Genomic DNA, 25,695 nt, shown 5'->3' with positions numbered 1-25,695 from the left:
CTGCTACGCAGCCGAACGCAGCCTTCGGCAGCTGCTACAAAGAGTGCATCGCGGCTTCTTACTGGTATTTTGGCTTACCCTCGCCACAGTGCTCAGCGCGCAGGAATACCTAAATCGCCGCCCGCAATTCCCGTGGCGACAGGCCATAGTGTGAGCGAAAGCGCACGGCAAAACGTGAGGCCGAGGCGTAGCCGCTGGCACCGGCAATTTCACCGATGGGCCGAGAAGTGGTTTGCAACCATTGCAGCGCCGTTGCAAGTCGAACACTTTCCAGAATATTCCTGAAGCTGCTCCCCTCATTGGCCAGTTGGCGACGCAACGTCGATTCACCAAGGTTCAGGTGTTGTGCGACGCTCGCAACCGTCCAGTCGCTCTCAGGGCTGCCCATCAGCAACTGCTGCACACGTTCGCACAGTGGATCATTGCGATCCATCAACAGCGGTCCGGCCTGGCCGTTGAGGCCCAGGCTGAGCAGAACCGCTTCCCCATAGTGGGTGCGTAATGCATCCGGAGCGTTCGCATTGATGGCGGCCAATAACTGATCCCATGCCTGCGTCGTATGCCTGTCCAGAGGCACACACAGATCTGTCTTCGGGGCACGGTGACCACTCATGATCTGCCGGCCATATCGACTGCTGAAGTTGCGCAGTGTCGAGCCGGGAAAGGTCACGACATCAGCGATGTAGTGACCGTGAAGACCGGGGAAGTTCGAGATGCCAAGCTCGCGCCCGGCCGGCATAAGGATCAAGTGTTGCGGCCCTGCGCGCATCTCCCGGTCATCCCATTGCAGCAGCTTTTCCCCCTGTCGCACTCGACACAAGGTGGTTGCGAATATCGGCACCCGTTGCAAGGTATGAGGCTGCCGCGCCCGTATGACACACGCATCGATAATATTTTCCCGGTGCTGAATGCCGTCACAAGGGCGCATGGTGCTTAACGTCCGTAAGTTGAAGTGATGGTCGCTTTGGCCAAGGCGTTGGCATTGAGCATATAGCCCACCAAGGCTCCGCTGGCCTGGTTGTCGAGTGGCAACTTGTCGACTTTCAACGCCCATACGGTGAATTGATAGCGATGGGGCTTATCCCCAACCGGAGGGCAAGCTCCGCCAAATCCCGACTGGCCATAATCGGTTCGCCCCTGCACTGCACCAGCAGGCAGGTTCGAACCTACTCCTCTTGGCAAACTGCTGGTGGACGCCGGTAAGTTGGCCACTGTCCAATGCCACCAGCCGCTGCCGGTCGGCGCATCAGGATCGTAGACCGTGATCGCGTAACTTTTAGTGCCCGCCGGGGCGTTGGACCAGGACAGTTCCGGAGACGTATTACCCCCTTCGCAACCAAAGCCCTGGAACACCTCGCGACTGGTCAGCGGGCGATTTTCAGCAATATCCTGGCTGGTCAGCGAGAAGTCGGCAGCGTGCCCAGTGAGGACGACCCCCATGGACAATGCGGATAGGATAATTCGGATATTCATCGTGACCTCATCGGTGTCTTGGCGTGAAGCACGAGTCTAGAGAGAGCGCTGGGCGATTACTGTGCCGAAACGCTCGACCATTGTGCCTGAACGCTCTCTCGATCCAGGCAAACCGCGATCATAAGAGCGCGGTGCCGTGAACGTTGATGCCCCGTTCAAACCGCTGCGAAGATATTTTTCATCGCCGCATACTGCAGCAGCATGATGGTCTTGGCATCGCAGATCTCCCCGCGATAAAACGCCTCAAGGGCGTCGTCGAACTTCCACTCCAGCACTTCCAGTTCTTCGGTTTCGTCCTCCAGCCCACCGCCCTCGCTGACTTTCGAAGAGGCGTCGTATTCGGCGATAAAGAAATGCAGTTTCTCCGTGACCGAACCGGGACTCATGTAGGACTCGAACACCTTCTGCACGTGGTGAACGCGATAGCCGGTTTCTTCTTCGGCTTCAGCACGAATGCGCTCTTCAGGAGCGGCACCTTCCAGCAGCCCCGCCGCCACTTCAATCAACAAACCATCATGGCCGTTGACGAACACCGGCAACCGGAACTGGCGAGTCAACACGACGGTTTTCTTCTCGCGGTTGAACAGCAGAATCGCCGCGCCGTTGCCACGGTCGTAGACCTCGCGGCTCTGGCGCTGCCAGTCGCCGTTGTTGCGCAGGTAATCGAAGGTAATTTTCTTCAGCAGGTACCAGTCGTGGGACAACACCTGGGACTCGATGATGTTGACCCGCTCGGCTGTGTTCGACATGACAATTCATCCTTATTTTCGTCAGAGGGCGTCCATGTTAGGCGAAAACGGATTTCTCCGGTGCAGGGGGATAGAACAATCGCCGCGACCGGGATAGGCTCAGCCTTCACTGCCATAAGGATGTAGCACATGACCCTGCGAATTGAACTGTCGGAAAACGCCACTCAGGAAGAGCGCGAAGCGATCCTTACCCCCTTGCGCGCCTACAACGCCTCAAAGGCTGGGCCCACGGTGTCAGAGCAGATTGCCTTGCTGGTGCGCGATGACAACGACGAGATTCTCGGCGGGCTTTATGGCCGGGTGTTTTACCGGTGGTTTTTCATTGAGTTGTTGTCGGTACCGGACCAGGCACGGGGACAAGGGCTGGGCTCGAAGCTGATGCAAATGGCCGAAGACCTGGCGCGGGAGAAAGAGTGCATCGGGATCTGGCTGGACACCTTCGACTTCCAGGCGCCGGAGTTCTACAAAAAACACGGCTACAGCGAACTGGGGCACATTACCGATTACCCGCCGGGCCACAAGCGCTTCTTTTTCCAGAAGCGTTTGATGGATTTGTAAGCTTCGATTTTTGTGTTGCCTTCAAAAGATCGCAGCCTCGTTTCACTCGACAGCTCCTACAGGGGAATACAAAACCCATGTAGCAGCTGTCGAGTGAAACGAGGCTGCGATCTTTTCTGGATCTTCGATCTTGCTTACAAACAGGTCGCCAACGCCGCCAAACGGCGCTTGGCGACAAAATCATCATGCTGGGCGTAGTAGCTCAAGGCCGTGCCTGAAGCATCGCTGGTCACGTCCACGAAAGACTCGGCCGAACGGGTGTAGACCGTCGAGCCGCCCTTCTTGCCCGGCTGCAAATACGCGCCGGCATCGACACCGAACACCGCCTCGTCCTGCCAGGCAAACTGCACGCACTGGGCAACGACTTTTTCCGGTTTGTCCGAGGTCAGGGTTTTGTACGGGGTTTTGGTGCGGGCGTCGTTCATCGCCGATCCGGCGCAGCCCGCCAGCAAGGTTGCGGCCAGCGCCACCATCAGAATTCGCATTGCGTTCGCTCATCAGGAAAAAGCGGACTGTACCACCGCGGCGCGGCGTATCGTTCTGCTTTACTTCATTTATACCGCGACACCGCGCAACGATTCGCGCACCCTGTCGCGCCGATAGCGTCGCATCGCCCATTTTTCAGGAAAGCCATGACACCCAATGCCGAGTTCTACAAACCGTCCACCGACTACGCCGACAAACTGATCAGCCAGATCGGTCAGACGCCGGCCTGGATCGCCAAGCGAATTGGCGTCACCGACAAACGGATTCGTTACATTCTCGACGGCGAAAGAACCGTCAAAGGCGAAACCACGCCGATCCAGATGACCTACACCGAGCAGTTTGCCCTCGAGTGCCTGGCCGCAGCTGCCAAGGCGAGCAAAAAGCAGTCTTCGTAATCCCTTCAAGGAGTGACCATGGCGGCAACCGAACAGCAACACGAACAGGCGCTGAAGAAGTTTCTCGATCAGCGACCCGAGCTGCGCGTCGAACTGGACAACCTTAATCCACTGTTGGCCCAGGCCAAGGGCGAGACGGTGGCGCAGTACCGCGACGAGCGTTTGCATGAAGCGTTCGAAGCCGAAGCGGAGCGTCTGGGTTTGTTTGCCTGGGAGCTGACACTGCAATTGACCGCCGCCACGCCTGAGGATTATCACGCCCAACGCCTGGAGGTGCACAAGGAAGTCGCGGAGATGGCCGGCATGGGCTGGCTTGAGTATTGTGAGTTGTATGGGCTGACCAAATAATCGTCGCGATCTCACTTACCCAAAGCCCTTCGCCGCCCCACCGATAAAGCTTTATCATGGCCGCAGTTTTGCTGATCGAGTCCGTCATGAAATTCGCCATTGCGCTGTTTTCCGCCGCCCATGCGCCCTCCTCGCGCCGCGCCTTGCTGTTCGCCCAGGCCGCGCTGGCCGGCGGGCATGAGATTGTCCGGCTGTTTTTCTATCAGGATGGCGTCTACAACGCATCCGGCAGCGTGGTCACGCCTCAGGATGAGCAGGATTTGCCCAAGCAATGGCGCAATTTTGTCAGCGAGCATCAACTCGATGGCGTGGTCTGCATTGCCGCGGCCTTGCGCCGTGGGGTGTTGAACCAGGAAGAAGCCCAGCGTTATCAGCGTGAAGCGGTCGCCGTGGGTGCTCCGTGGGAATTGTCCGGCCTTGGCCAGTTGCATGACGCGGTGCAGGACGCTGACCGCCTGATCTGTTTCGGAGGCGCGTGAGATGGCTAAATCCTTGCTGATTATCAGCCGTCAGGCGCCGTGGTCCGGGCCGAATGCGCGGGAAGCGCTGGACATCGTATTGGCCGGCGGTGCATTCGACTTGCCGATCGGCCTGCTGTTTCTCGATGACGGTGTGTTCCAGCTCGCTGCGAAACAGGACGCCAAGGCGTTGCAGCAAAAAGACCTGAGCGCCAACCTGCAAGCCTTGCCGATGTTTGGCGTCGAAGACCTGTTCGTGTGCGCTGACAGCGCCGCGGCCCGTGGTCTGGCCCCTAACGGTCTGTCGCTTGCAGAAGCCCGGGTGCTGAGCGCCCAGGACATCACCGTCCTTATTGACCGTTACGACCAGGTGATCACCCTCTGATGTCGACTTTGCATGTGTTGTCTCATTCCCCTTTCGGCGACGAGCGCCTGACCAGTTGCCTGCGCATAATCGGCGCCGACGATGCGCTGTTGCTGAGTGGCGACGCGGCTTATGCCTTGCAGCCAGGCACCGCGCCGTTCAGCGCGCTGCACGCCCGCCAGCTGAAACTGTTCGTGCTGGCCGAAGATGTACAAGCGCGGGCGTTGGCAGTCCCGGACTGGGCCAAGGCCATCGATTACCCAGCCTTCGTCGAGCTGTCGACTCACTATGACAAGGTCAACAGTTGGCTATGAAATCCCTGACCGTTGGCGCCCGCGCCATTGAGCTGGACAAGGACGGTTTCCTGGTCGAACTGAGCGACTGGTCTACCGAGGTGGCCACCGCCCTCGCCGCCGCCGAAGACATCGAGTTGAGCCCGGAACACTGGGAGATTCTCGAGCTGCTGCGCCGTTTCTACGACGAGTTCCAGTTGTCCCCGGCCACCCGCCCGCTGATCAAGTACACCGCATTGAAACTCGGGCCCGACAAGGGCAACAGCCTGCACCTGAACCGACTGTTCAAAGGCACCCCTGCCAAACTCGCCGCGAAACTGGCGGGCCTGCCCAAACCGACGAATTGCTTATGACCGACTATCCAGCGCTGACCCTCGAAACGCCCGCCGAGCACCCGTTCGCCCAATTCGTGCGGATCCTGGGCAAAGGCAAACGCGGCGCCCGTGATTTGACCCGGGTCGAAGCCCGCCAAGCCATGGGCATGGTGCTCGACGACAAGGTCGAGGACACCCAGCTCGGCGCGTTCCTGATGCTGTTGAGACACAAGGAAGAGAGCGCTGAGGAAATGGCCGGATTCACCGAAGCCTTGCGTGAACGCCTGAATCCACCGGCGCTGGCGGTCGATCTGGACTGGCCGACGTACGCCGGCAAGAAGCGGCATTTGCCGTGGTATCTGCTGGCGGCCAAGTGCCTGGCGCAGAACGGCGTGCGCATCTTCATGCATGGCGGCGGCGCACACACGGCGGGTCGGCTGTACAGCGAACAACTGCTCGAGACACTGAACATTCCACTGTGCCGCAACTGGCAACAGGTCGGAGCGGCGCTCGATCAGGGCGGCCTGGCGTTCATGCCATTGGTGGACTGGGCCCCGCAGCTTCAGCGAATGATCGACCTGCGCAACACCCTGGGCCTGCGCTCGCCGATCCACTCCCTGGCGCGGATTCTCAACCCGCTGGGCGCCCGTTGCGGCCTGCAAAGCATTTTCCACCCCGGCTACCAGGCGGTGCATCGCGATGCCAGCGGTCTGCTCGGGGACACCGCCATCGTCGTCAAGGGCGATGGCGGCGAGATTGAGATCAACCCGGACGCCGACAGTCACCTGTATGGCACCAGCGGCGGCGAAAGCTGGGATGAAGAATGGCCACAGCTGTCGAGCCAGCGCCATGTCAAACCGGCGAGCCTGGACCCGGAGCACTTGAAAGCCGTGTGGCGTGGCGATGTGGTCGACAGCTACCCGCAAATGGCGCTGATCTCGACCATGGCCCTGGCCTTGCGCGGCCTCGGCCAGCCCCGCGAACAAGCCTTCGAAACCGCCCAGCAGTACTGGGACGCCCGGGACCGATCGATTTAATCGATCATAACCGCCCAACCTTTGCGCTTTTTGTTCGAACCTATGCGCATAGACTCCTCTCCAACGTTTACAGGTTGAGGAGTCAGGCAAATGGGTTTGTTAGTCGAAGGTCGCTGGCAGGACCAGTGGTACCAAAGCAGCAAGGACGGCGCGTTCCAGCGTGAACAGGCGCAGCGTCGCAACTGGCTGACCGCCGATGGCAAGCCGGGCCCGAGCGGCGTCGGTGGTTTTGCCGCCGAGGCTGGTCGCTATCACCTCTACGTGTCCCTCGCCTGCCCGTGGGCCCACCGCACGCTGATCCTGCGCAAGCTCAAAGGCCTGGAAAGCCTGATCGACGTGTCAGTGGTCAGCTGGTTGATGCTGGAAAACGGCTGGACCTTCGACAAAAACCTGGGATCGACCGGCGACAAGCTCGATCATTTCAATTTCATGCACCAGCGCTACACCGCCGATACCGCCGCCTACACCGGCCGCGTCACCGTGCCGGTGCTCTGGGACAAACAGACCAACCGCATCGTCAACAATGAATCGGCGGAGATCATCCGCATGTTCAATAGCGCGTTCGATGACTTGACCGGCAATGACCTGGATTTCTACCCGGCACCGCTACGCAGCGAAATCGATGCCCTGAACGAGCGGATTTATCCGACGGTGAACAACGGCGTCTATCGCGCCGGGTTTGCCACCTCGCAACAGGCTTATGAAGAAGCGTTCGATGAGTTGTTTGCTGAGCTGGATCAGCTGGAACAGCTGCTGGGCGCCAACCGTTACCTGACGGGTGAATACCTGACCGAAGCGGATATCCGCCTGTTCACCACCCTGATTCGTTTTGATGCGGTGTATCACGGCCACTTCAAATGCAACCTGCGGCGAATTGCCGATTATCCGAACCTGTCGAACTGGCTACGGGAGATTTATCAGTGGCCGGGAATTGCCGAAACGGTGGATTTCACCCACATCAAGAACCACTACTACGGCAGCCACAAGACCATCAATCCGACCGGGGTCGTGCCGAAAGGGCCGGCGCAGGATTTCACCGTGACCCATGATCGGGGGCGGTTGAGCGGGAAAGGGGTTTGGCGCAAGGCCTGACAGCTGATTGATCGTTCCCACGCTCTGCGTGGGAACGATCATGTGGAGCGGCGACTCGGTCTCTAGACCTGCGCCTGAGCCCCTTCGAACCACGCCAGTTTCTCGCGCAGTTGCACCACTTCCCCGACGATCACCAGTGTCGGCGCATGCACTTCATGCTCCGCCACCAGCCGTGGAAGGTCGGCCAGCGTGCCGGTAAACACCCGCTGATTGACCGTGGTGCCCTGCTGGATCAACGCCGCCGGGGTATCGGCCGCGCGACCGTGCTTGATCAACTGCTCGCAGATGATCGGCAAGCCCACCAGCCCCATGTAGAACACCAGGGTTTGCGCCGGCGCGACCAGGTCGGCCCACGGCAAATCGGTGGAACCGTCCTTGAGGTGCCCGGTGACAAACCGCACCGACTGCGCGTAATCGCGGTGAGTCAGCGGAATCCCGGCATACGCCGCGCAGCCGCTGGCGGCAGTAATGCCCGGCACGACCTGGAACGGGATGCCATGGGCCGCCAGTTCTTCGATCTCTTCGCCGCCACGCCCGAAAATGAACGGATCGCCGCCCTTCAAGCGCACCACCCGCTTGCCAGCCTTGGCCAGATCCACCAGATGCTGGTTGATCTGTTCCTGAGGCACGGCGTGATCGGCGCGGCGCTTGCCGACGTAGACCCGCTCGGCATCGCGACGGCACAAATCCAGAATCGCCGGCGCCACCAGACGGTCATACAGCACCACGTCGGCTTGCTGCATCAGGCGCAAGGCGCGGAAGGTCAACAGGTCGGGATCACCCGGCCCGGCGCCCACCAGATAAACCTCGCCGGTGGCTACAGGTGCCTCGCCATTGATTTTCGCCAGCATCAAGCGCTCGGCCTCAGCGCCCTGCCCGGCCAGTTGCCGGTCGGCAATCGGGCCCTGGAACACATCCTCCCAGAACGCCCGACGCTGCTGCACGTCCGGAAACAGGCCTTTGACCTGGTTGCGGAAACGCGCCGCCAGACCGGCCAGTTGACCGTAGGTGGAAGGAATCCAGGTTTCCAGCTTGGCGCGAATCAACCGCGCCAGCACCGGCGCATCGCCGCCACTGGACACGGCAATAATCAGCGGCGAACGGTCGACGATCGCCGGGAAGATCACGCTGCACAGGGCCGGCGCGTCCACCACGTTGACCGGCACGCAACGCCGATGGGCATCGGCGGAGACTTGCGCGTTCAGCGGTTCGTCGTCGGTGGCGGCGATGATCAGCCCGCAACCGTCCAGATCCGCCTCGACGTAGCCACGCAGCAGGCATTCGCCACCGCTGCCGGCCACCAGCTCACGCAACTGCGGTTCGATTTCGGGCGCGACCACTCGCAGCAGCGCACCGGCCTCGGCCAGCAGGCGGGATTTGCGCAAGGCAATCTCCCCCCCGCCGACGACCAACACACGACTGCCGCGAAGGTTATGAAACAGCGGCAGATAGTCCATTTAGCCGATGACCTCAAGGCCACCCATGTACGGCTTGAGCACTTCAGGCACACGGATCGAACCGTCGGCCTGCTGATAGTTCTCAAGTACCGCCACCAGGGTACGACCGACCGCCAGGCCGGAACCGTTCAGGGTGTGCACCAGCTCAGGCTTGCCGGTTTCCGGGTTGCGGAAACGCGCTTGCATGCGGCGGGCCTGGAAATCGCCACAGTTGGAGCACGACGAAATCTCGCGGTACTTGTCCTGGCTCGGAATCCACACTTCCAGGTCGTAGGTCTTGACCGCGCTGAAGCCCATGTCGCCGGTGCACAGCGCCAGGGTACGGTATGGCAACTCCAGCAGTTGCAGGACTTTTTCAGCGTTGGCGGTCAGGCCTTCCAGCGCTTCCATCGAAGTCGACGGCTCAACGATCTGGACCATCTCGACTTTGTCGAACTGGTGCTGACGGATCATCCCGCGAGTGTCGCGACCCGAAGCACCGGCCTCACTGCGGAAGCACGGCGTGTGCGCCACGAACTTGATCGGCAGCAGTTTGGAGTCGACGATTTCGCCGGCCACGATGTTGGTCAGCGACACTTCAGCGGTCGGGATCAGGTACAGATCGGCTTCGCCGTCGCGGCTGATCTTGAACAGGTCTTCTTCGAACTTCGGCAGCTGACCGGTGCCCTGCAACGCAGGCGCCTGCACCAGGTACGGGGTGTAAGCCTCTTCGTAACCGTGTTCGTTGATGTGCAGGTTGATCATGAACTGCGCCAGCGCACGGTGCAGACGAGCGATCGGGCCACGCAGCAGGGCGAAACGGGCACCGGACAACTTGGCGGCGGTTTCGAAGTCCAGCCAGCCGAACTTCTCGCCCAGGGCCACGTGGTCCTGAACCGGGAAATCGAAAGCCTTCGGCGTGCCCCAACGGCGCACTTCAACGTTGCCTTCTTCGTCATCGCCAACCGGCACCGATTCGTGCGGCAGGTTCGGGATGCCCAGCAGGATCGAATCCAGCTCGGTCTGGATCGCGTCCAGCTCGACTTTACCGGCGCTCAACTCGCCCGCCATGCGCTCGACGTCTGCCATCAGCGGCGCGATGTCTTCGCCGCGCTGCTTGGCCTGGCCGATGGATTTGGAGCGCGCGTTACGTTCAGCCTGCAGTGCTTCGGTACGGGTCTGGACGGTCTTGCGCTGTTCTTCCAGCGCTTCGATGCGCACGACATCCAGGGCGAAGCCACGGGATGCCAGGCGGTCCGCTACGTCCTGAAGGTTGCTACGTAACAGTTTGGAATCGAGCATGTCGGTTTCTCGTTATCAAAGTTTGGTCAAGGACAGGCCAGCCCAGGTGGCGAGCAGCCCGCCGAATACGCTGATGGCCGCATAGCCCAGGGCCAGCGGCACTTGCCCGGTTTCCAGCAGGCGCACCGTATCCAGTGAAAAGGATGAAAAAGTCGTCAGCCCCCCGAGGAAGCCGACGATCAACCCGGCGCGCACCGCAAACGATACCTCCGGGCGAATCAAAAACAGGCCGTATAGAACGCCGATCAGCAAACAGCCCACGATATTAACGGCCAGCGTCGCGGTATAGAAGTGCCGCGGCCAATTCGCGTTGATCCAGTTACCGGTGGCGAAGCGCAACAGCGTACCGGCGACACCGCCGACAGAAACCGCAACAATCAAGGGAATCACTATTTTCTCCGCTGTCGGGGGCTTAGACGGTCAAGCTGCGCGAGGTGGTTGAGCTTTTCGCCGATCTTCAGCTCCAGGCCGCGGGGCACGGGTTGATAGAACCGTTGTGGCTCCAGCTCATCCGGGAAGTAATCTTCGCCAGCGGCGTAGGCATCCGGTTCATCGTGGGCATAGCGGTATTCGTCGCCATAGCCCAATTGCTTCATCAACTTGGTCGGCGCGTTGCGCAGGTGCAGTGGTACTTCCAGCGAACCATGCTCGGTAGCGCTGCGCATCGCGGCCTTGAAGCCCATGTACACCGCGTTGCTCTTCGGCGCGCAAGCCAGGTACGTAATGGCCTGGGCCACCGCCAACTCGCCTTCGGGGCTGCCGAGGCGCTCCTGCACTTCCCACGCTGCCAGGCACAGGCTCAGGGCGCGGGGGTCGGCGTTGCCGATGTCTTCGCTGGCCATGCGCACCACGCGCCGGGCCAGGTACAGCGGGTCGCAGCCGCCGTCGATCATTCGCGCGAACCAGTACAGCGCGCCATCGGGGTTGGAACCGCGCACCGATTTATGCAGCGCGGAGATCTGGTCGTAGAAGGCTTCGCCGCCCTTGTCGAAACGCCGACGGGTGTCGCCGAGCAGGCTTTGCAGCAGGTCGACGCCGATTTCGCTGTGGTCTTCGGCCAGGTCCGAGGCGTTTTCCAGCAGGTTGAGCAGACGCCGGCCATCGCCATCGGCGGCGGACAGCAGCATCTGGAAGCCTTCGTCGCTGAGGGTCAGTTGCCGCTTGCCCAGCCCGCGCTCTTCGGTCAGCGCGCGATGCACCAGCTTGCGCAGAGCGGCTTCGTCGAGGCTTTTGAGCACATAGACGCGCGCCCGGGACAACAGCGCGTTATTGAGTTCGAACGAGGGATTTTCCGTGGTCGCGCCGATGAAAATCAGCGTGCCGTCTTCAACGTACGGCAGGAACGCATCCTGCTGGGACTTGTTGAAGCGATGCACTTCGTCGACGAACAGGATGGTGCGTTTACCGTACTGCCCGGCCTGCTGCTTGGCGACTTCCACCGCCTGACGAATCTCTTTGACCCCGGCCAGCACTGCCGAAACCGTTTCGAAGTGCGCATCCGAGACTTCCGCCAGCAGTCGCGCCAGGGTGGTTTTACCCACGCCCGGTGGCCCCCAGAAAATCATCGAGTGCAGGGCACCCTGCTCCAGGGCTTCACGCAAAGGCTTGCCGCGAGCGAGCACGTGTTCCTGACCGACGTACTCGTCCAGATTGGCCGCACGCAAACGGGCGGCCAGGGGCTGAGCAATCGGGGCGCTGCGAAACAGGTCCATCACTACTTATGAAACCTCACTGGGTCCTGATGCCGATCAGTCAAAGCACTAAACACCACAATCCCTGTGGTCCTGCGTCTTACTCCTGGATCACGTCCGCACCCTTGGGGATGTCGAACTTGAATTTGGAGGCCGGGATAGGCTCGTTGGCCTTCACGCCGGTGAACAGGATATTGGTGCGCTGGCCGACGCTGTCGATCATTTGCATATCATTGACCAGACCATTGCGGAACGACAGGCGCAGGCTGTCGAACAGGGTGTCCTTGGTTTTCGGCTTCAGGGTGAAGTCGATCACGCCACCGGCTTCCTTGGCGCTGATGTCGAAGCTCTGGCTGATCTTGGACACATCACCAGACAGCAGCAACGCCGGGGTCTGGGTCAGGCGCTGGTCGAGGGTCTTGATGGTGGCCTGTTCCAGATCCGGGTCCCACAGGGTCACTTTCTTACCATCCGATACCATGGTTTGCTCGGCCGGCGCGTTGGTGTGCCAGTAGAACAGGCCGGGGCGCTGCAAGGACATTTCCCCCGCTGTTTCTTGTAACTGAGTGCCGCTGCCATCGAGGGTCAGCTGCGAAAAATGTGCCGACAGGGTCTGGGATTTTTCCAGCAGTTGAGTCAAACGCGCCACGTCCTTGTCATCGGCGTGGGCCGAGAGCGTGGTCAAAGCCAGTACCGGCAGCAACAACATGCGGATAAGACGCATGGGAGTCCTCATAAACATTCGTGGGAGTGCGGGCGGCGCCTCAAGACGCCGCCCTTTTCAAAACCGGATCAGTCGCGCACCGGGCCAGGGGCCAGGACTTCACGCGAACCGTTGGTGTTCATGGACGTCACGACCCCGGCCATTTCCATGGCTTCGATCATGCGCGCCGCGCGGTTGTAGCCGATTTTCAGCTTGCGCTGGACCGCAGAGATGGACGCGCGACGGCTTTCCAGGACGAACTGCACCGCTTCGTCGTAGAGCGCGTCGGTTTCGGCATCATCTTCACCGCCACCGCCGCCGTTTTCAAAGCCGCTACCAGCCTCTTCGACACCGGCGAGGATGTCATCGTTGTATTCCGGCGCGCCGCGCAGTTTCCAGGCTTCAACCACCCGGTGCACCTCGTCATCGGACACGAATGCGCCGTGAACACGAATCGGCAGACTGGTGCCCGGCGGCATGTACAACATATCACCGTGGCCCAGCAGTTGTTCGGCGCCGCCCTGGTCGATGATGGTCCGCGAATCGATCTTGCTCGATACCTGGAACGCCATACGGGTCGGGATGTTCGCCTTGATCAAACCGGTGATCACATCCACCGACGGACGCTGGGTCGCGAGGATCAAGTGGATGCCCGCCGCACGCGCCTTCTGCGCGATACGGGCGATCAGTTCTTCAACCTTCTTGCCGACGATCATCATCATGTCGGCGAATTCGTCCACGACCACGACGATGGTCGGCAGCTTCTGCAGCAGCGGCGCCTCGTCGTGGATACTTTCGCGCTTGTACAGCGGATCGCTCAACGGCTCACCGGCGTCCTGGGCTTCCTTGACCTTGGCGTTGAAGCCCGACAGGTTACGCACGCCCATCTTCGCCATCAGTTTGTAGCGCCGCTCCATCTCGGCGACGCTCCAGCGCAAGGCGTTGGCGGCGTCCTTCATGTCGGTGACCACCGGACACAGCAGGTGCGGGATGCCTTCGTAGATCGACAGCTCAAGCATTTTCGGGTCGATCATGATCAGCTTGGCGTCTTCAGGGCCCGACTTGAACAGAATCGACAGGATCATCGCGTTCACACCCACCGACTTACCGGAACCGGTCGTACCGGCTACCAGCAAGTGGGGCATTTTCGCCAGGTCGGTGATGACCGGTTTGCCGCCGATGTCATGACCCAGGGCCAGGGTGACCGGGGACTTGAAGTTATCGTACTCGGGAGTCGACAAGACCTCGGAGAAGCGCACGATCTGTCGGTCTTCGTTGGGGATCTCGATACCGACCGTGGTCTTGCCCGGAATCACTTCCACCACACGCACACTGGTCACGGCCAGGGAACGGGCCAGGTCTTTCGCCAGGTTGGCAATACGGCTGACTTTCACCCCGGCGGCAGGCTGGATTTCGTAACGGGTAATGACCGGGCCCGGGTGAATCGAATCCACCGATACTTCGACGCCGAATTCCTTGAGCTTGATTTCCAGCAAGTGGCCGACGGCCGCCAGGGATTCAGGCGAATAATTGAGTTGTTTCTTTTCCGCCGGGTCGAGAATCGAGATCGGCGGCAAGGTGCCTTCCACGGCGCTGTCGACGAACAACGGCGCCTGTTTCTCTTTTTCCACGCGCTTGCTCGGAGCGGCCGGTTTGGGCGGCGCGGGAGCAATCACCGGCGGCACCTGTTTTTCGCGCTCGGACATGTGCTTGCTCAGGGCCTGCTCGCGCTCGATCAGGCGTTCCTTGACCTTGGCCTGCTCACGTTTGTCGGTAACGGTTGGCGCAACCACGTCATGCACACGATCGTCGACTTCACGCAATTGGGCGACCAGTTGCTTGCGTTCGGTACGGGCTGCCCACCAGCGATTGGCCGCGCCCTGAAACAATTCGAACAAATCGAGGGTGATCTTGCCGGTGACGTCCATCACCTTGAACCACGACAGGTCGGTGAATACCGTCAGGCCGAACAGAAACAGCGCGATGAACAGCAGCGTGCTGCCCTGGATGTTCAGCGCATTCTTCGCCAGATCGCCGAGGCTTTCACCCAAAGCGCCGCCCGCGCCGGCCGGCAGACCGGTCGCCGCATGGAAATGGATATGGGCCAGCGCCGCGCCCGACAGCACCAGAAACACCAGGCCGATCAGGCGCCAGGAAAACAGCCAGCCGCTCCACTGCCATGGCTCGTGGCGCTGGCGGAAGATCTGATAGGCCTTGATTGCCAGCAATAGCGGGAAAATGTAGGCGAAGTAACCCAGGACCATGAACAGAATGTCGGCGCTGTAAGAGCCGGCAGGCCCGCCGAAGTTCTGTACATCGTCGATCTTGCTGTTATGGCTCCAGCCCGGATCGTCCTTGCCATAGGTCAACAAGGCCATCATCAGGAACAGGCACAAGGCGCCGATGGCGATCAATGCACCTTCCTTGAGCCGGTAGTGCAATTGCTGGCGCCAGAGCGGAACGACTGTTTTAGGTGCTGCGGTGGATTTCTTCAAAACGCTTCTTTTCCTGCGCCCTTGGCGCGTCCATCTGTTGAATGACTATAAAAACTGCCCAATCCAGGCAGGTAAAAAAGTTAACAGTCCCAACCGGGACTACTTTTAACACTGTGCCCCGGTTTTTCGAAATACGGCACGCAGCGCTTTTTTGATACAAACACTGTTACAAGCAGGCATTGTACGGGTTTGTTCGCCCAATGCCATGCTTGAGACCCTTGGCTCCAGCATAGCCAACAGCACAATACGCGCCGTCCAATTTGAGCATGCATTCTCTTTTGTGACAAAGGCTTATGAGGTGTTTTTATGAGTGAAGCGAAGCATTCCCGCCTGATCATTCTGGGTTCCGGCCCTGCCGGTTACAGCGCAGCCGTTTATGCCGCTCGCGCCAACCTCAAACCCGTTGTCATTACCGGCATACAGGCAGGTGGCCAGCTGACCACCACCGTCGAAGTCGACAACTGGCCCGGCGACGTCGAAGGCCTGACCGGCCCGGTACTGATGGAACGCATGCAGAAACACGCCGAACGCTTCGACACCGAGATCGTTTACGACCACATCCATACCGCCAAGTTGCAACAGCGCCCGTTCGAGCTCATCGGCGACAGCGGCACCTACACCTGCGACGCGCTGATTATCGCCACCGGCGCTTCGGCCCAATACCTGGGGCTGCCATCGGAAGAAGCCTTTGCCGGCAAAGGGGTTTCGGCCTGCGCCACCTGCGATGGTTTTTTCTATCGCAACCAGGTGGTCGCGGTGGTCGGCGGCGGCAACACCGCGGTGGAAGAAGCCCTGTACCTGTCGAACATCGCCAAGGAGGTTCATCTGATTCACCGTCGCGACAAACTGCGTTCGGAGAAGATCCTGCAGGACAAGCTCTTCGAAAAAGCCGCCAACGGCAATATCCGCCTGCACTGGAACCAGAACCTGGACGAAATACTCGGTGACGCCAGCGGCGTGACCGGCGCCCGCCTGCGTCACAGCCATACCGACGAAACCGCTGAACTGTCGCTGGCCGGCGTGTTCATCGCCATCGGCCACAAACCCAACACCGACCTGTTCCAGGGCCAGCTGCAGATGCGCAACGGCTATCTGCTGGTCAAGGGCGGCAGCGAAGGCGACGCCACCGCCACCGACATCCAGGGCGTGTTCGCCGCCGGCGACGTGGCCGACCACGTCTACCGTCAGGCGGTGACCTCTGCCGGAGCCGGCTGCATGGCTGCGCTGGATGCCGAGAAGTATCTCGATGACATTCCCGGCGTTTGACGGTTAACCTTCTATCTGGCGGGCTTATAGGTCCGCCACCGCCCTCCCCTTCTGCAAGCCCGGATGCCATGCTGACTTGGTTACAACGCAACACCCTGACCTTTCCGCCACTGGAAAAAGCCATGCGCGACCCCAACGGGTTGCTGGCCGCGGGCGGCGATCTGTCTGCCGACCGTCTGATTCAGGCTTATCGCCACGGCTGCTTTCCATGGTTCTCGGAAGGCCAGCCGATTCTCTGGTGGTCGCCGGATCCGCGCACAGTACTGTTTCCCGACGAACTGCATGTCTCTCGCAGCCTGAACAAACTGCTGCGCCAGCAACGCTATCAAGTGTCCTTCGATCGGGATTTTGTCGCGGTCATCCGCGCCTGCGCCGCACCACGCGAGTACGCTGACGGCACCTGGATCACCCAAGCGATGCAGGACGCCTACATCGAACTGCACAGGCGCGGCTACGCCCATTCGGTGGAGGTCTGGGACGATGGCGTGCTGGTCGGCGGGCTCTACGGCCTGGCCATGGGGCAGCTGTTTTTCGGTGAGTCGATGTTCAGCCGCGCCGACAACGCCTCCAAATATGGCTTTGCCACGCTGGTGCGACATCTGAAAGACTCAGGTTTTGTGCTGATCGATTGCCAGATGCCTACCGATCATCTGCACAGCCTGGGCGCCCGAGCGATTCCCCGCACCGAGTTTGCCGGCTACCTTGCGCGGCACCTGGATCAACCCGGTCGTGCCACCTGGGTTTGCTGAGCGACATTCGCGCGCGTGGCTTACACTTAATGCGGGGAGACGAATTGAGCACGCCCCCTTATCAAAAGTTTATCCCGAGGGTTGATCATGACCGAGTTGGCGCGTTTGAAGTTCTATGCCACTCAGCCCCACTCTTGCAGTTATCTGCCCGAGGAGCAGGCCACTACGCTGTTCCTCGATCCCAGTCAGCCCATGGATGTGCATGTCTACGCAGATCTGTCGGAAATGGGCTTTCGTCGCAGTGGCGATCATCTCTACCGGCCCCATTGCCAGCATTGCAATGCGTGCGTACCGGCGCGCATTCCTGTGGCGCAATTTACCCCCAACCGTCAGCAGAAACGCATTCTCAAACGCAATGCCGACTTGCAGGTACGCCCGGCCCGGCCCAAGTTCAGCGAGGAGTATTTCGACCTCTATCAGCGCTACATCGAACAACGCCACGCCGACGGCGATATGTATCCGCCGAGTCGCGACCAGTTCTCGACCTTCCTGGTGCGTGACCTGCCGTTCTCCCGCTTCTACGAATTTCGTCTCGAAGGCCGACTGGTGGCGGTGGCCGTCACCGACTTGCTGCCCAACGGCATGTCAGCGGTGTACACCTTCTACGAGCCCGGCGAGGAGCGTCGCAGCCTGGGGCGTTACGCGATTCTCTGGCAGATTGCCGAAGCCCGGCGCCTGGGGCTGGAAGCGGTCTATCTCGGCTACTGGATCAAAAACTGCAAAAAAATGAGCTACAAGACCCAATATCGCCCTATCGAACTGCTGATTAATCAACGCTGGGTCATCCTGAGCTAGAACCCCTTGGCTTAAACCCCACTTTTCGGGCACAATGCACGCCGCTTTTGCCTGGCGCAGTTGCACCGGGCCATTCATTGGACACCGAGGGCTTTACTGCATGTCGAAAGAAGACAGCTTCGAAATGGAAGGCACTGTCGTCGACACCCTGCCCAACACCATGTTTCGTGTGGAGTTGGAAAATGGGCACGTCGTAACCGCGCATATCTCCGGCAAGATGCGCAAGAACTACATTCGTATTCTTACCGGCGACAAAGTGCGCGTCGAGCTGACGCCCTATGACTTGAGCAAAGGGCGCATCACCTACCGCGCTCGCTAATCAAGTCAATACAAAACGCCCGGCTATGCCGGGCGTTTTTGTTTGCGCGGAATACCGATCGCTCCCACGCTCTGCGTGGGAATGCCTCAACGGACGCTCCGCGTTCGGCTCTTGGGACGCAGAGCGTCCCTGGCTGCATTCCTTTGCTGCGCGTGGGAACGATCAATCTGGCAGACAGCAAAAAGGCGCCTTTCGACGCCTTTTGCTTTGTTGCGGTTAACGTCAGGCCATTTCAGCCGTGGTCTCGAACTCGAAGGTCAGCTCGCCGTCCTTGACGTCGATGTGCACCACACCGCCATGGTCGGCCAGTTCGCCAAAGAGAATCTCCTCCGCCAGCGGACGCTTGATCTTGTCCTGAATCAAGCGCGCCATTGGTCGAGCGCCCATTGCCGTGTCGTAGCCACCCGCCGCCAGCCAGCTGCGTGCAGCGTCAGTCACTTCCAGCTGCACACGCTTGTCTTCCAGCTGCGCCTGAAGTTCGGTAAGGAACTTGTCCACCACACTTTTGATGACCTCATGACTGAGGCGACCAAACTGGATAATGGTGTCCAGACGGTTGCGGAACTCTGGCGTGAAGCTCTTCTTGATCACTTCCATCGCATCGGACGAGTGGTCCTGATAGGTGAAACCGATCGAAGCACGCGCCGCGGTCTCGGCACCGGCGTTGGTCGTCATGATGACGATCACGTTACGGAAATCCGCCTTGCGCCCGTTGTTATCGGTCAGCGTACCGTGGTCCATGACCTGCAACAGCAGGTTGAAGACTTCCGGATGCGCCTTCTCGATTTCATCGAGCAACAGCACGCAGTGAGGCTGCTTGGTGATGGCTTCGGTCAGCAGACCGCCCTGGTCGAACCCGACATAGCCTGGAGGCGCACCGATCAGACGCGATACGGTATGGCGCTCCATGTACTCGGACATGTCAAAGCGAAGCAGCTCGACCCCCAACGCCTTGGCCAGCTGCCGCGCAGCTTCGGTTTTACCGACACCAGTCGGGCCTGCGAACAGGAACGAACCGACAGGCTTGTCAGGCGACTTGAGGCCGGCACGGGACAGTTTGATCGCGGTCGACAGTGAGTCGATCGCCGCATCCTGGCCGAACACCGTAAGCTTCAGGTCACGCTCAAGGTTACGCAGCAGTTCTTTGTCGGAGCTGGTGACGTGTTTTGGCGGAATTCGCGCGATTTTCGCAACGATGTCCTCGACCTGAGGCACTTCGATGCGTTTCACGCGTTTCTCGACCGGCTGCAGACGCTGATAGGCGCCCGCCTCGTCGATGACGTCGATGGCCTTGTCCGGCATGTGCCGGTCATTGATGTAACGCGAGGCCAGTTCGGCGGCGGCGCGCAGGGCTTCATCACTGTATTCGATGTTGTGATGGAGCTCGAAACGCCCTTTCAGGCCACGCAGGATGCCGATGGTGTCTTCCACCGAAGGCTCCGACACATCGACCTTCTGGAAGCGCCGGGCCAAAGCACGGTCCTTCTCGAAGATCCCGCGGAATTCCTGGAACGTGGTCGAGCCGATGCAGCGAATATCGCCCGACGACAACAATGGCTTGAGCAGGTTCGAGGCATCCATGACGCCGCCGGACGCAGCGCCCGCACCGATAATGGTGTGGATCTCGTCGATGAACAGGATCGCCTGCGGACGTTTTTTCAGCTCATTGAGCAACGCCTTGAAGCGCTTCTCGAAATCGCCGCGGTATTTGGTTCCGGCCAGCAAAGCCCCCAGATCGAGGGAATACACCACGCTGTTGGCCAGCAGGTCCGGCACCTGGTTGTCGACAATGCGCTTGGCCAGGCCTTCGGCAATCGCGGTTTTACCCACGCCCGCCTCGCCCACCAGCAACGGATTGTTTTTGCGACGACGCGCCAGAATCTGCGCGACGCGCTCGACTTCGAGCTCACGACCCACCAACGGATCGATACGACCCTGGCGCGCGAGTTCGTTGAGGTTGCTGGCATAAGCATCCAGAGGATTGCCTGAAGAAGAAGACTCACCGCCCTCGTCGTCCTGCATATCTTGTTCACCTTCAGAGTGATCGCCATGCCCTGGCACTTTGGAGATGCCATGGGCGATGTAGTTGACGACATCGATGCGCGCAACGCTCTGCTGTTTCAGCAGAAACACTGCCTGACTCTCTTGCTCACTGAAGATCGCGACCAGCACGTTGGCGCCAGTCACTTCGCGTTTGCCCGAGCTCTGTACGTGAAAGACAGCACGTTGCAGTACACGCTGGAAGCCCAGGGTTGGCTGGGTTTCACGATCCTCGTCATGCAAGGGGATCAATGGCGTGGTGGAGTCGATGAACTCCTGCAGGTCATGCTTGAGTTTGTCGAGGTTTGCGCCGCAGGCACGCAAAACGGTAGCGGCAGCCTCATTATCCAATAGGGCCAGCAGCAGGTGTTCGACGGTCATGAATTCATGACGTTTCGAACGAGCCTCCTTGAAGGCTAGATTGAGGGTGACTTCGAGCTCGCGGTTTAACATAGCTTCACCTCATACCCAAGTGGTCGGCGATTAACCGTCCTTCTCGATTTCACAGAGTAGCGGATGCTGGCTTTCCCTGGCGTACTGGTTGACCTGCATGGCCTTGGTCTCGGCGATGTCGCGGGTAAACACTCCACATACTGCCCGTCCTTCTGTATGGACGGCCAGCATGACCTTGGTCGCCAGCTCGCGATTCAGGTTAAAAAACACCTCGAGCACTTCGACGACGAAATCCATCGGTGTGTAGTCATCGTTGAACAAAACCACCTTGTACATAGGCGGCGCCTGTAAAGCAGGCTTAGCCTCCTGAACAGCAATGCCTGCGGAATCGTCGTCGTGTAAATCAGGGCGATCCTGATTGAATGTTAGTCGAATCTGGCTGATTGCATGCATGGAAAGAAAGGTTCGTCAGTTGTGCAAATACAGTGGTGGGGGCGCCCATCGACGATTTCAACTCCGACTACCCGGTCACCTTGACTATCGGGAAAACGGTGTTACAACCAATAGAGCCCACAGTGGGTAAAAAAGGTCCGCGGAGTCAATCCTGTATTCAAGATTAGACTGCGGATGAACTGGATGATACTCCAGTGATGGAGTCTGTTGCAGAGGGAGTTGGGTATGTCAGTTGGTAAGGTGAAATGGTTCAACAATGCCAAGGGGTTCGGCTTCATTAATACCGACGCCAGAGAAGGTCGTGACGAGACCGGAAAAGAAATCGATTTCTTTGCCCACTATTCAGCCATTGAAATGGATGGATACAAGACCCTCAAGGCCGGGCAAATCGTTAGCTTTGAGATCGTTCAGGGCCCCAAAGGGTTGCATGCAGTAAAGATCGCGTCTACCACCTCCCCGCACGGACAGACCGCACCTGCCATCCAGCAAGAAACAGTGTCGAGCTGACGCAACCCGTCATCCAGTCATAAAAAAACCGCCCGAAGGCGGTTTTTTTGTGCCTACTCGCTTACATATGCGGCTTACATATGCGAGATCAGCGCATCACCAAACGCGGAAGACGACAGCAGTTTCGCGCCATCCATCAGACGTTCGAAGTCATAGGTCACGGTTTTAGCGGAAATCGCACCGTTGGTGCCTTTGATGATCAGATCGGCCGCTTCGGTCCAGCCCATGTGACGCAGCATCATTTCAGCGGACAGAATCAACGAACCCGGGTTGACCTGGTCCTTGCCGGCGTACTTCGGCGCAGTACCGTGGGTAGCTTCGAACATGGCCACGGTGTCGGACAGGTTAGCACCCGGCGCAATACCGATACCGCCCACTTCCGCCGCCAGGGCGTCGGAGAGGTAGTCGCCGTTGAGGTTCAGGGTCGCGATCACATCGTACTCGGCCGGGCGCAGCAGGATCTGCTGGAGCATGGCGTCGGCGATGGCGTCCTTGACGATGACGTTCTTGCCGGTTTTCGGGTTCTTGAACTGCATCCACGGACCGCCGTCGAGCAGGGTCGCGCCGAACTCTTCGGCGGCCACTTCGTAGGCCCATTCCTTGAAGGCACCTTCGGTGAACTTCATGATGTTGCCTTTGTGCACGATGGTCAGCGAGTCGCGGTCATTGTCGACCACGTACTGCAGGGCCTTGCGCGCCAGACGCTTGGTGCCTTCCAGGGAGACCGGCTTGACGCCGATACCGCAGTTTTCATCGAAACGGATCTTGGTGACGCCCATTTCTTCTTTAAGGAACTTGATGACCTTGGTCGCTTCCGGCGAACCGGCCTTCCATTCGATACCGGCATAAATGTCTTCCGAGTTTTCGCGGAAGATGGTCATGTCGACGTCGCCTGGCTTCTTGACCGGGCTCGGCACACCTTCGAACCAGCGCACCGGGCGCAGGCACACATACAGGTCGAGTTGCTGGCGCAGCGCCACGTTCAGGGAACGGATGCCACCGCCGACCGGCGTGGTCAGAGGGCCCTTGATGGAAACCACGTAATCCTTGACCGCATCCAGGGTTTCCTGAGGCAGCCAGGTGTCCTGATCGTAAACCTGAGTCGCTTTCTCCCCGGCGTAGACTTCCATCCAGGAAATTTTGCGCTCGCCGCCGTAAGCCTTCTTAACAGCAGCATCGACAACCTTGATCATGACCGGGCTGATATCAACGCCAATACCATCGCCTTCGATGAAGGGAATGATCGGGTTGTTAGGAACATTGAGAGAATGGTCCGCGTTGACGGTGATTTTTTCGCCGACGGCTGGAACCTGAATCTTCTTGTATCCCATGCTGAACTCCATTGTTTGGATTGAACATCTGGCTTGGTCCGAGCGTACCCCAGTTAAATCGGCGCGCAAACCCTATGTTCCGCCCATCTGCCGCAAAGCTGCACAGTTCGTGACGTACAAGCCTGAAAGCAAAGGGAAAAGCGCCAAACTCAAGCACGATGGATGACTCTACGCCCCACGCCTTCCTGCGACCTTTAGACCAATGGACGAAAATCGTTACCTATGAAGCATCGGCAGATTGCCAGCTACCTATGTATAATGCCGCCGCTGACCACAGAGTCACGACGGCCGACCGCTCTGCCACTGCAAATGTAGCCGAGATCCCGGGCCCGAAAAAGCAGGATTGTTACCGCAGTCCACCCGCTTGACGCTCGACCGATGCACCCAACATCACCGCAAAGAAACCTCGACATTCGGCTCATGGATGACTTTGAACGAACGCGCTTACCCGGCGCCCCTCGAGTTTCTGTGCACGCTTTAGCAAAGAAGAGAGAGTTAATCCGAATATGCCCACCCGCTCGAAGATCATCTATACCTTCACCGACGAAGCCCCAGCCCTCGCCACCTATTCACTGTTGCCTATCGTAGAGGCTTTCACCGCCTCCGCTGATATCGCCGTGGAAACCCGCGATATCTCTCTTGCAGGGCGCATTCTGGCCAGCTTCCCCGAGCAATTGGGCGACAAAGCGGTAGCCGACCACCTCGCCGAACTGGGCGACCTGGCCGTTACACCTGAAGCCAACATCATCAAGCTGCCGAACATCAGCGCTTCGGTTCCGCAACTGCAGGCTGCGATCAAAGAGTTGCAAGCCCAGGGCTACGCACTGCCGGACTACCCGGAAACCGTAACCAGCGACGCCGACAAAGAAGCCAAGGCCCGTTACGACAAGATCAAGGGCAGCGCCGTAAACCCGGTTCTGCGCGAAGGCAACTCCGATCGTCGTGCACCGCTGTCGGTCAAGAACTATGCGCGCAAGCACCCGCACAAAATGGGCGCCTGGGCCAAGGACTCCAAGTCCCACGTGGCTCACATGAGCACCGGCGATTTCTACGGCAGCGAAAAAGCCGCCCTGATCGACGCTGCTGACGCTGTCAAAATCGAACTGATCGCTCAAGACGGCACCACCACCGTCCTGAAAGAAAAAACCACCGTACAAGCCGGTGAGATCCTCGATTGCGCCGTCTTGAGCAAAAATGCTCTGCGTGCGTTCATCGCCGCGGAAATCGAAGACGCCAAGGCAAAAGGCGTGCTGCTGTCGGTTCACCTGAAAGCCACCATGATGAAGGTCTCCGACCCAATCATGTTCGGCCAGATCGTTGCCGAGTTCTATAAAGACGCACTGGCCAAGCACGCTGACGTGCTGGCGCAGATCGGCTTCAACCTGAACAACGGCATCGGCGACCTGTACGCCCGCATCAAAGCCCTGCCAGCCGAGCAACAAGCACAGATCGAAGCGGACATCCAGGCGGTCTACGCCGTTCGTCCTTCGCTGGCCATGGTCAACTCCGACAAAGGCATCACCAACCTGCACGTGCCGAGCGACGTCATCGTCGACGCCTCGATGCCGGCGATGATCCGTGACTCAGGCAAGATGTGGGGCACCGACGGCCAGCTGCACGACACCAAGGCCGTGATCCCGGATCGCTGCTACGCCACCATCTACCAGGCGGTGATCGAAGACTGCAAGGCAAACGGCGCCTTCGATCCGACCACCATGGGCAGCGTGCCAAACGTTGGCCTGATGGCGAAAAAAGCCGAAGAGTACGGCTCGCACGACAAGACGTTCCAGATCAAGGCCAACGGCGTTGTTCGCGTCACCGACAGCAAAGGCACCCTGCTGCTGGAACAGTCGGTTGAATCCGGCGACATCTTCCGCATGTGCCAGACCAAAGACGCGCCGATCCAGGACTGGGTCAAACTGGCCGTCAACCGTGCTCGCGCAAGCAGCACTCCAGCGATTTTCTGGCTGGACCCAATGCGCGCCCACGATGGCGTAGTGATCGAGAAAGTTCAGGCTTACCTGAAGGATCACGACACTTCCGGCCTGGACATCCGCATCATGTCGCCAGTCGAGGCGATGAAGTTCACCCTGGAACGCACTCGCGAAGGCAAGGACACCATTTCGGTGACCGGCAACGTATTGCGCGACTACCTGACTGACCTGTTCCCGATCATGGAACTGGGCACCAGCGCCAAAATGCTGTCGATCGTGCCGCTGATGAACGGTGGCGGTCTGTTCGAAACCGGCGCTGGCGGTTCGGCACCGAAGCACGTTCAACAGCTGCTGGAAGAAAACTTCCTGCGCTGGGATTCCCTGGGCGAGTTCCTGGCCCTGGCCGCCTCCCTTGAGCATCTGGGTGTTACCTACAACAACCCTAAGGCGCTGGTGCTGGCCAAGACCCTGGATCAGGCCACCGGCCAGTTCCTCGACAACAACAAGTCGCCATCGCGCAAAGTCGGCAACATCGACAACCGCGGCAGCCACTTCTACCTGGCGCTGTACTGGGCTCAGGCCCTGGCCGCCCAGACTGAAGACGCTGCACTGCAAGCGCAGTTCGGCGAACTGGCCAAAACCCTGACCGCGAACGAAGCAACCATCGTTGCCGAGCTCAATGCCGTTCAGGGCAAGCCAGTGGACATCGGCGGG

Annotated in this window: 28 protein-coding genes; 15 read left to right on the top strand and 13 right to left on the bottom strand. The window is 59.6% G+C overall.

Annotation, left to right across the window (positions count from 1 at the left end; genetic code table 11):
* Positions 1 to 109 precede the first annotated feature (109 nt).
* The 3 genes from PMI21_RS04160 to PMI21_RS04170 form a co-directional block, all read right to left on the bottom strand.
* Positions 110 to 928 (bottom strand): helix-turn-helix transcriptional regulator, encoded by an 819-nt coding sequence (locus PMI21_RS04160; RefSeq protein ID WP_007941145.1) that lies wholly within the window; start codon positions 926 to 928, stop codon positions 110 to 112.
* Between the two features lie 5 nt (positions 929 to 933).
* Positions 934 to 1,473, bottom strand: a complete 540-nt coding sequence (locus PMI21_RS04165; RefSeq protein ID WP_007941143.1) for a kinase inhibitor — start codon at positions 1,471 to 1,473, stop codon at positions 934 to 936.
* A 155-nt stretch (positions 1,474 to 1,628) separates the two neighbouring features.
* Positions 1,629 to 2,222, bottom strand: coding sequence for an NUDIX domain-containing protein (locus PMI21_RS04170; protein WP_007941142.1), 594 nt, complete (start codon positions 2,220 to 2,222; stop codon positions 1,629 to 1,631).
* A gap of 129 nt (positions 2,223 to 2,351) precedes the next feature.
* Here PMI21_RS04170 and PMI21_RS04175 point away from each other — a divergent pair, with 129 nt between their 5' ends.
* On the top strand, positions 2,352 to 2,780 hold the full coding sequence (locus PMI21_RS04175) for a GNAT family N-acetyltransferase (protein ID WP_007941141.1): 429 nt from the start codon (positions 2,352 to 2,354) through the stop codon (positions 2,778 to 2,780).
* Between the two features lie 134 nt (positions 2,781 to 2,914).
* Here the strand turns inward: PMI21_RS04175 and PMI21_RS04180 are convergent, their stop codons facing one another.
* The gene (locus tag PMI21_RS04180) at positions 2,915 to 3,265 is read right to left on the bottom strand and encodes a hypothetical protein (protein ID WP_007941140.1); all 351 of its coding nucleotides are present in this window, start codon (positions 3,263 to 3,265) and stop codon (positions 2,915 to 2,917) included.
* 147 nt (positions 3,266 to 3,412) lie between these two features.
* Between PMI21_RS04180 and PMI21_RS04185 the strand changes: the two genes are divergently transcribed.
* From PMI21_RS04185 to PMI21_RS04220, 8 genes are all read left to right on the top strand, one after another.
* Complete coding sequence (locus PMI21_RS04185; protein WP_007941139.1) at positions 3,413 to 3,661, top strand: hypothetical protein; 249 nt, start codon at positions 3,413 to 3,415, stop codon at positions 3,659 to 3,661.
* A gap of 18 nt (positions 3,662 to 3,679) precedes the next feature.
* A complete protein-coding gene (locus PMI21_RS04190) occupies positions 3,680 to 4,009 on the top strand; it encodes a DUF6388 family protein (protein ID WP_007941138.1) in 330 nt (109 codons plus the stop codon).
* Between the two features lie 86 nt (positions 4,010 to 4,095).
* Positions 4,096 to 4,488: a sulfurtransferase complex subunit TusD gene (gene tusD, locus PMI21_RS04195; RefSeq protein ID WP_007941137.1), complete on the top strand. Its 393-nt coding sequence runs from the start codon at positions 4,096 to 4,098 to the stop codon at positions 4,486 to 4,488.
* A 1-nt stretch (position 4,489) separates the two neighbouring features.
* Positions 4,490 to 4,852, top strand: coding sequence for a sulfurtransferase complex subunit TusC (gene tusC / locus PMI21_RS04200; protein WP_007941135.1), 363 nt, complete (start codon positions 4,490 to 4,492; stop codon positions 4,850 to 4,852).
* The gene (gene tusB, locus PMI21_RS04205) at positions 4,852 to 5,145 is read left to right on the top strand and encodes a sulfurtransferase complex subunit TusB (protein ID WP_007941134.1); all 294 of its coding nucleotides are present in this window, start codon (positions 4,852 to 4,854) and stop codon (positions 5,143 to 5,145) included. Before tusC ends, tusB begins: the two co-directional genes overlap by 1 nt.
* The gene (locus PMI21_RS04210; protein ID WP_007941133.1) at positions 5,142 to 5,477 is read left to right on the top strand and encodes a TusE/DsrC/DsvC family sulfur relay protein; all 336 of its coding nucleotides are present in this window, start codon (positions 5,142 to 5,144) and stop codon (positions 5,475 to 5,477) included. Before tusB ends, PMI21_RS04210 begins: the two co-directional genes overlap by 4 nt.
* Entirely contained in the window at positions 5,474 to 6,475 is a 1,002-nt protein-coding gene (locus PMI21_RS04215) for a glycosyl transferase family protein (RefSeq protein WP_007941132.1), read from the top strand. Before PMI21_RS04210 ends, PMI21_RS04215 begins: the two co-directional genes overlap by 4 nt.
* A 90-nt stretch (positions 6,476 to 6,565) precedes the next feature.
* Positions 6,566 to 7,567, top strand: a complete 1,002-nt coding sequence (locus PMI21_RS04220) for a glutathione S-transferase family protein (RefSeq protein WP_007941131.1) — start codon at positions 6,566 to 6,568, stop codon at positions 7,565 to 7,567.
* A 62-nt stretch (positions 7,568 to 7,629) separates the two neighbouring features.
* Here PMI21_RS04220 and cysG read toward each other — a convergent pair whose 3' ends face one another.
* The 6 genes from cysG to PMI21_RS04250 all read right to left on the bottom strand — a co-directional run bounded on the left by cysG (position 7,630) and on the right by PMI21_RS04250 (position 15,194).
* Complete coding sequence (gene cysG, locus PMI21_RS04225) at positions 7,630 to 9,024, bottom strand: siroheme synthase CysG (protein ID WP_007941129.1); 1,395 nt, start codon at positions 9,022 to 9,024, stop codon at positions 7,630 to 7,632.
* Positions 9,025 to 10,305 carry a serine--tRNA ligase gene (gene serS, locus PMI21_RS04230; RefSeq protein WP_007941128.1) on the bottom strand — a complete coding sequence of 427 codons (1,281 nt, stop codon included), beginning with the start codon at positions 10,303 to 10,305 and terminating at the stop codon, positions 9,025 to 9,027.
* Positions 10,306 to 10,320: 15 nt separating this feature from the next.
* The gene (gene crcB / locus PMI21_RS04235; RefSeq protein WP_007941127.1) at positions 10,321 to 10,695 is read right to left on the bottom strand and encodes a fluoride efflux transporter CrcB; all 375 of its coding nucleotides are present in this window, start codon (positions 10,693 to 10,695) and stop codon (positions 10,321 to 10,323) included.
* Positions 10,695 to 12,017 carry a replication-associated recombination protein A gene (locus PMI21_RS04240; protein WP_007941126.1) on the bottom strand — a complete coding sequence of 441 codons (1,323 nt, stop codon included), beginning with the start codon at positions 12,015 to 12,017 and terminating at the stop codon, positions 10,695 to 10,697. The genes crcB and PMI21_RS04240 overlap by 1 nt, the downstream gene beginning before the upstream one ends.
* 79 nt (positions 12,018 to 12,096) lie before the next feature.
* The gene (gene lolA / locus PMI21_RS04245; RefSeq protein ID WP_007941125.1) at positions 12,097 to 12,720 is read right to left on the bottom strand and encodes an outer membrane lipoprotein chaperone LolA; all 624 of its coding nucleotides are present in this window, start codon (positions 12,718 to 12,720) and stop codon (positions 12,097 to 12,099) included.
* A gap of 68 nt (positions 12,721 to 12,788) precedes the next feature.
* On the bottom strand, positions 12,789 to 15,194 hold the full coding sequence (locus tag PMI21_RS04250; protein WP_019580089.1) for a DNA translocase FtsK: 2,406 nt from the start codon (positions 15,192 to 15,194) through the stop codon (positions 12,789 to 12,791).
* 306 nt (positions 15,195 to 15,500) lie between these two features.
* Between PMI21_RS04250 and trxB the strand changes: the two genes are divergently transcribed.
* From trxB to infA, 4 genes are all read left to right on the top strand, one after another.
* The gene (gene trxB / locus PMI21_RS04255; protein ID WP_007941123.1) at positions 15,501 to 16,460 is read left to right on the top strand and encodes a thioredoxin-disulfide reductase; all 960 of its coding nucleotides are present in this window, start codon (positions 15,501 to 15,503) and stop codon (positions 16,458 to 16,460) included.
* A gap of 68 nt (positions 16,461 to 16,528) precedes the next feature.
* Positions 16,529 to 17,209: a leucyl/phenylalanyl-tRNA--protein transferase gene (aat, locus tag PMI21_RS04260; RefSeq protein WP_007941122.1), complete on the top strand. Its 681-nt coding sequence runs from the start codon at positions 16,529 to 16,531 to the stop codon at positions 17,207 to 17,209.
* Between the two features lie 87 nt (positions 17,210 to 17,296).
* A complete protein-coding gene (locus PMI21_RS04265; RefSeq protein ID WP_007941121.1) occupies positions 17,297 to 18,004 on the top strand; it encodes an arginyltransferase in 708 nt (235 codons plus the stop codon).
* 100 nt (positions 18,005 to 18,104) lie between these two features.
* On the top strand, positions 18,105 to 18,323 hold the full coding sequence (gene infA, locus PMI21_RS04270; protein WP_002553999.1) for a translation initiation factor IF-1: 219 nt from the start codon (positions 18,105 to 18,107) through the stop codon (positions 18,321 to 18,323).
* 222 nt (positions 18,324 to 18,545) lie between these two features.
* Here infA and clpA read toward each other — a convergent pair whose 3' ends face one another.
* A complete protein-coding gene (gene clpA / locus PMI21_RS04275; RefSeq protein ID WP_007941120.1) occupies positions 18,546 to 20,816 on the bottom strand; it encodes an ATP-dependent Clp protease ATP-binding subunit ClpA in 2,271 nt (756 codons plus the stop codon).
* Positions 20,817 to 20,846: 30 nt separating this feature from the next.
* Positions 20,847 to 21,209, bottom strand: coding sequence for an ATP-dependent Clp protease adapter ClpS (gene clpS / locus PMI21_RS0128310; protein WP_015094394.1), 363 nt, complete (start codon positions 21,207 to 21,209; stop codon positions 20,847 to 20,849).
* 225 nt (positions 21,210 to 21,434) lie between these two features.
* Here clpS and PMI21_RS04280 point away from each other — a divergent pair, with 225 nt between their 5' ends.
* Positions 21,435 to 21,716 (top strand): cold shock domain-containing protein, encoded by a 282-nt coding sequence (locus PMI21_RS04280; RefSeq protein WP_007941119.1) that lies wholly within the window; start codon positions 21,435 to 21,437, stop codon positions 21,714 to 21,716.
* A gap of 74 nt (positions 21,717 to 21,790) precedes the next feature.
* Here the strand turns inward: PMI21_RS04280 and icd are convergent, their stop codons facing one another.
* A complete protein-coding gene (icd, locus tag PMI21_RS04285) occupies positions 21,791 to 23,047 on the bottom strand; it encodes an NADP-dependent isocitrate dehydrogenase (RefSeq protein ID WP_007941117.1) in 1,257 nt (418 codons plus the stop codon).
* A gap of 506 nt (positions 23,048 to 23,553) precedes the next feature.
* Between icd and PMI21_RS04290 the strand changes: the two genes are divergently transcribed.
* Positions 23,554 to 25,695: NADP-dependent isocitrate dehydrogenase (locus tag PMI21_RS04290; RefSeq protein WP_007941116.1), on the top strand; the 2,142-nt coding region annotated here is incomplete at its 3' end.

The sequence above is a fragment of the Pseudomonas sp. GM18 genome, from assembly GCF_000282195.1.
Taxonomy (GTDB): domain Bacteria; phylum Pseudomonadota; class Gammaproteobacteria; order Pseudomonadales; family Pseudomonadaceae; genus Aquipseudomonas.
This window is presented reverse-complemented; position numbering and strand designations above follow the sequence as displayed.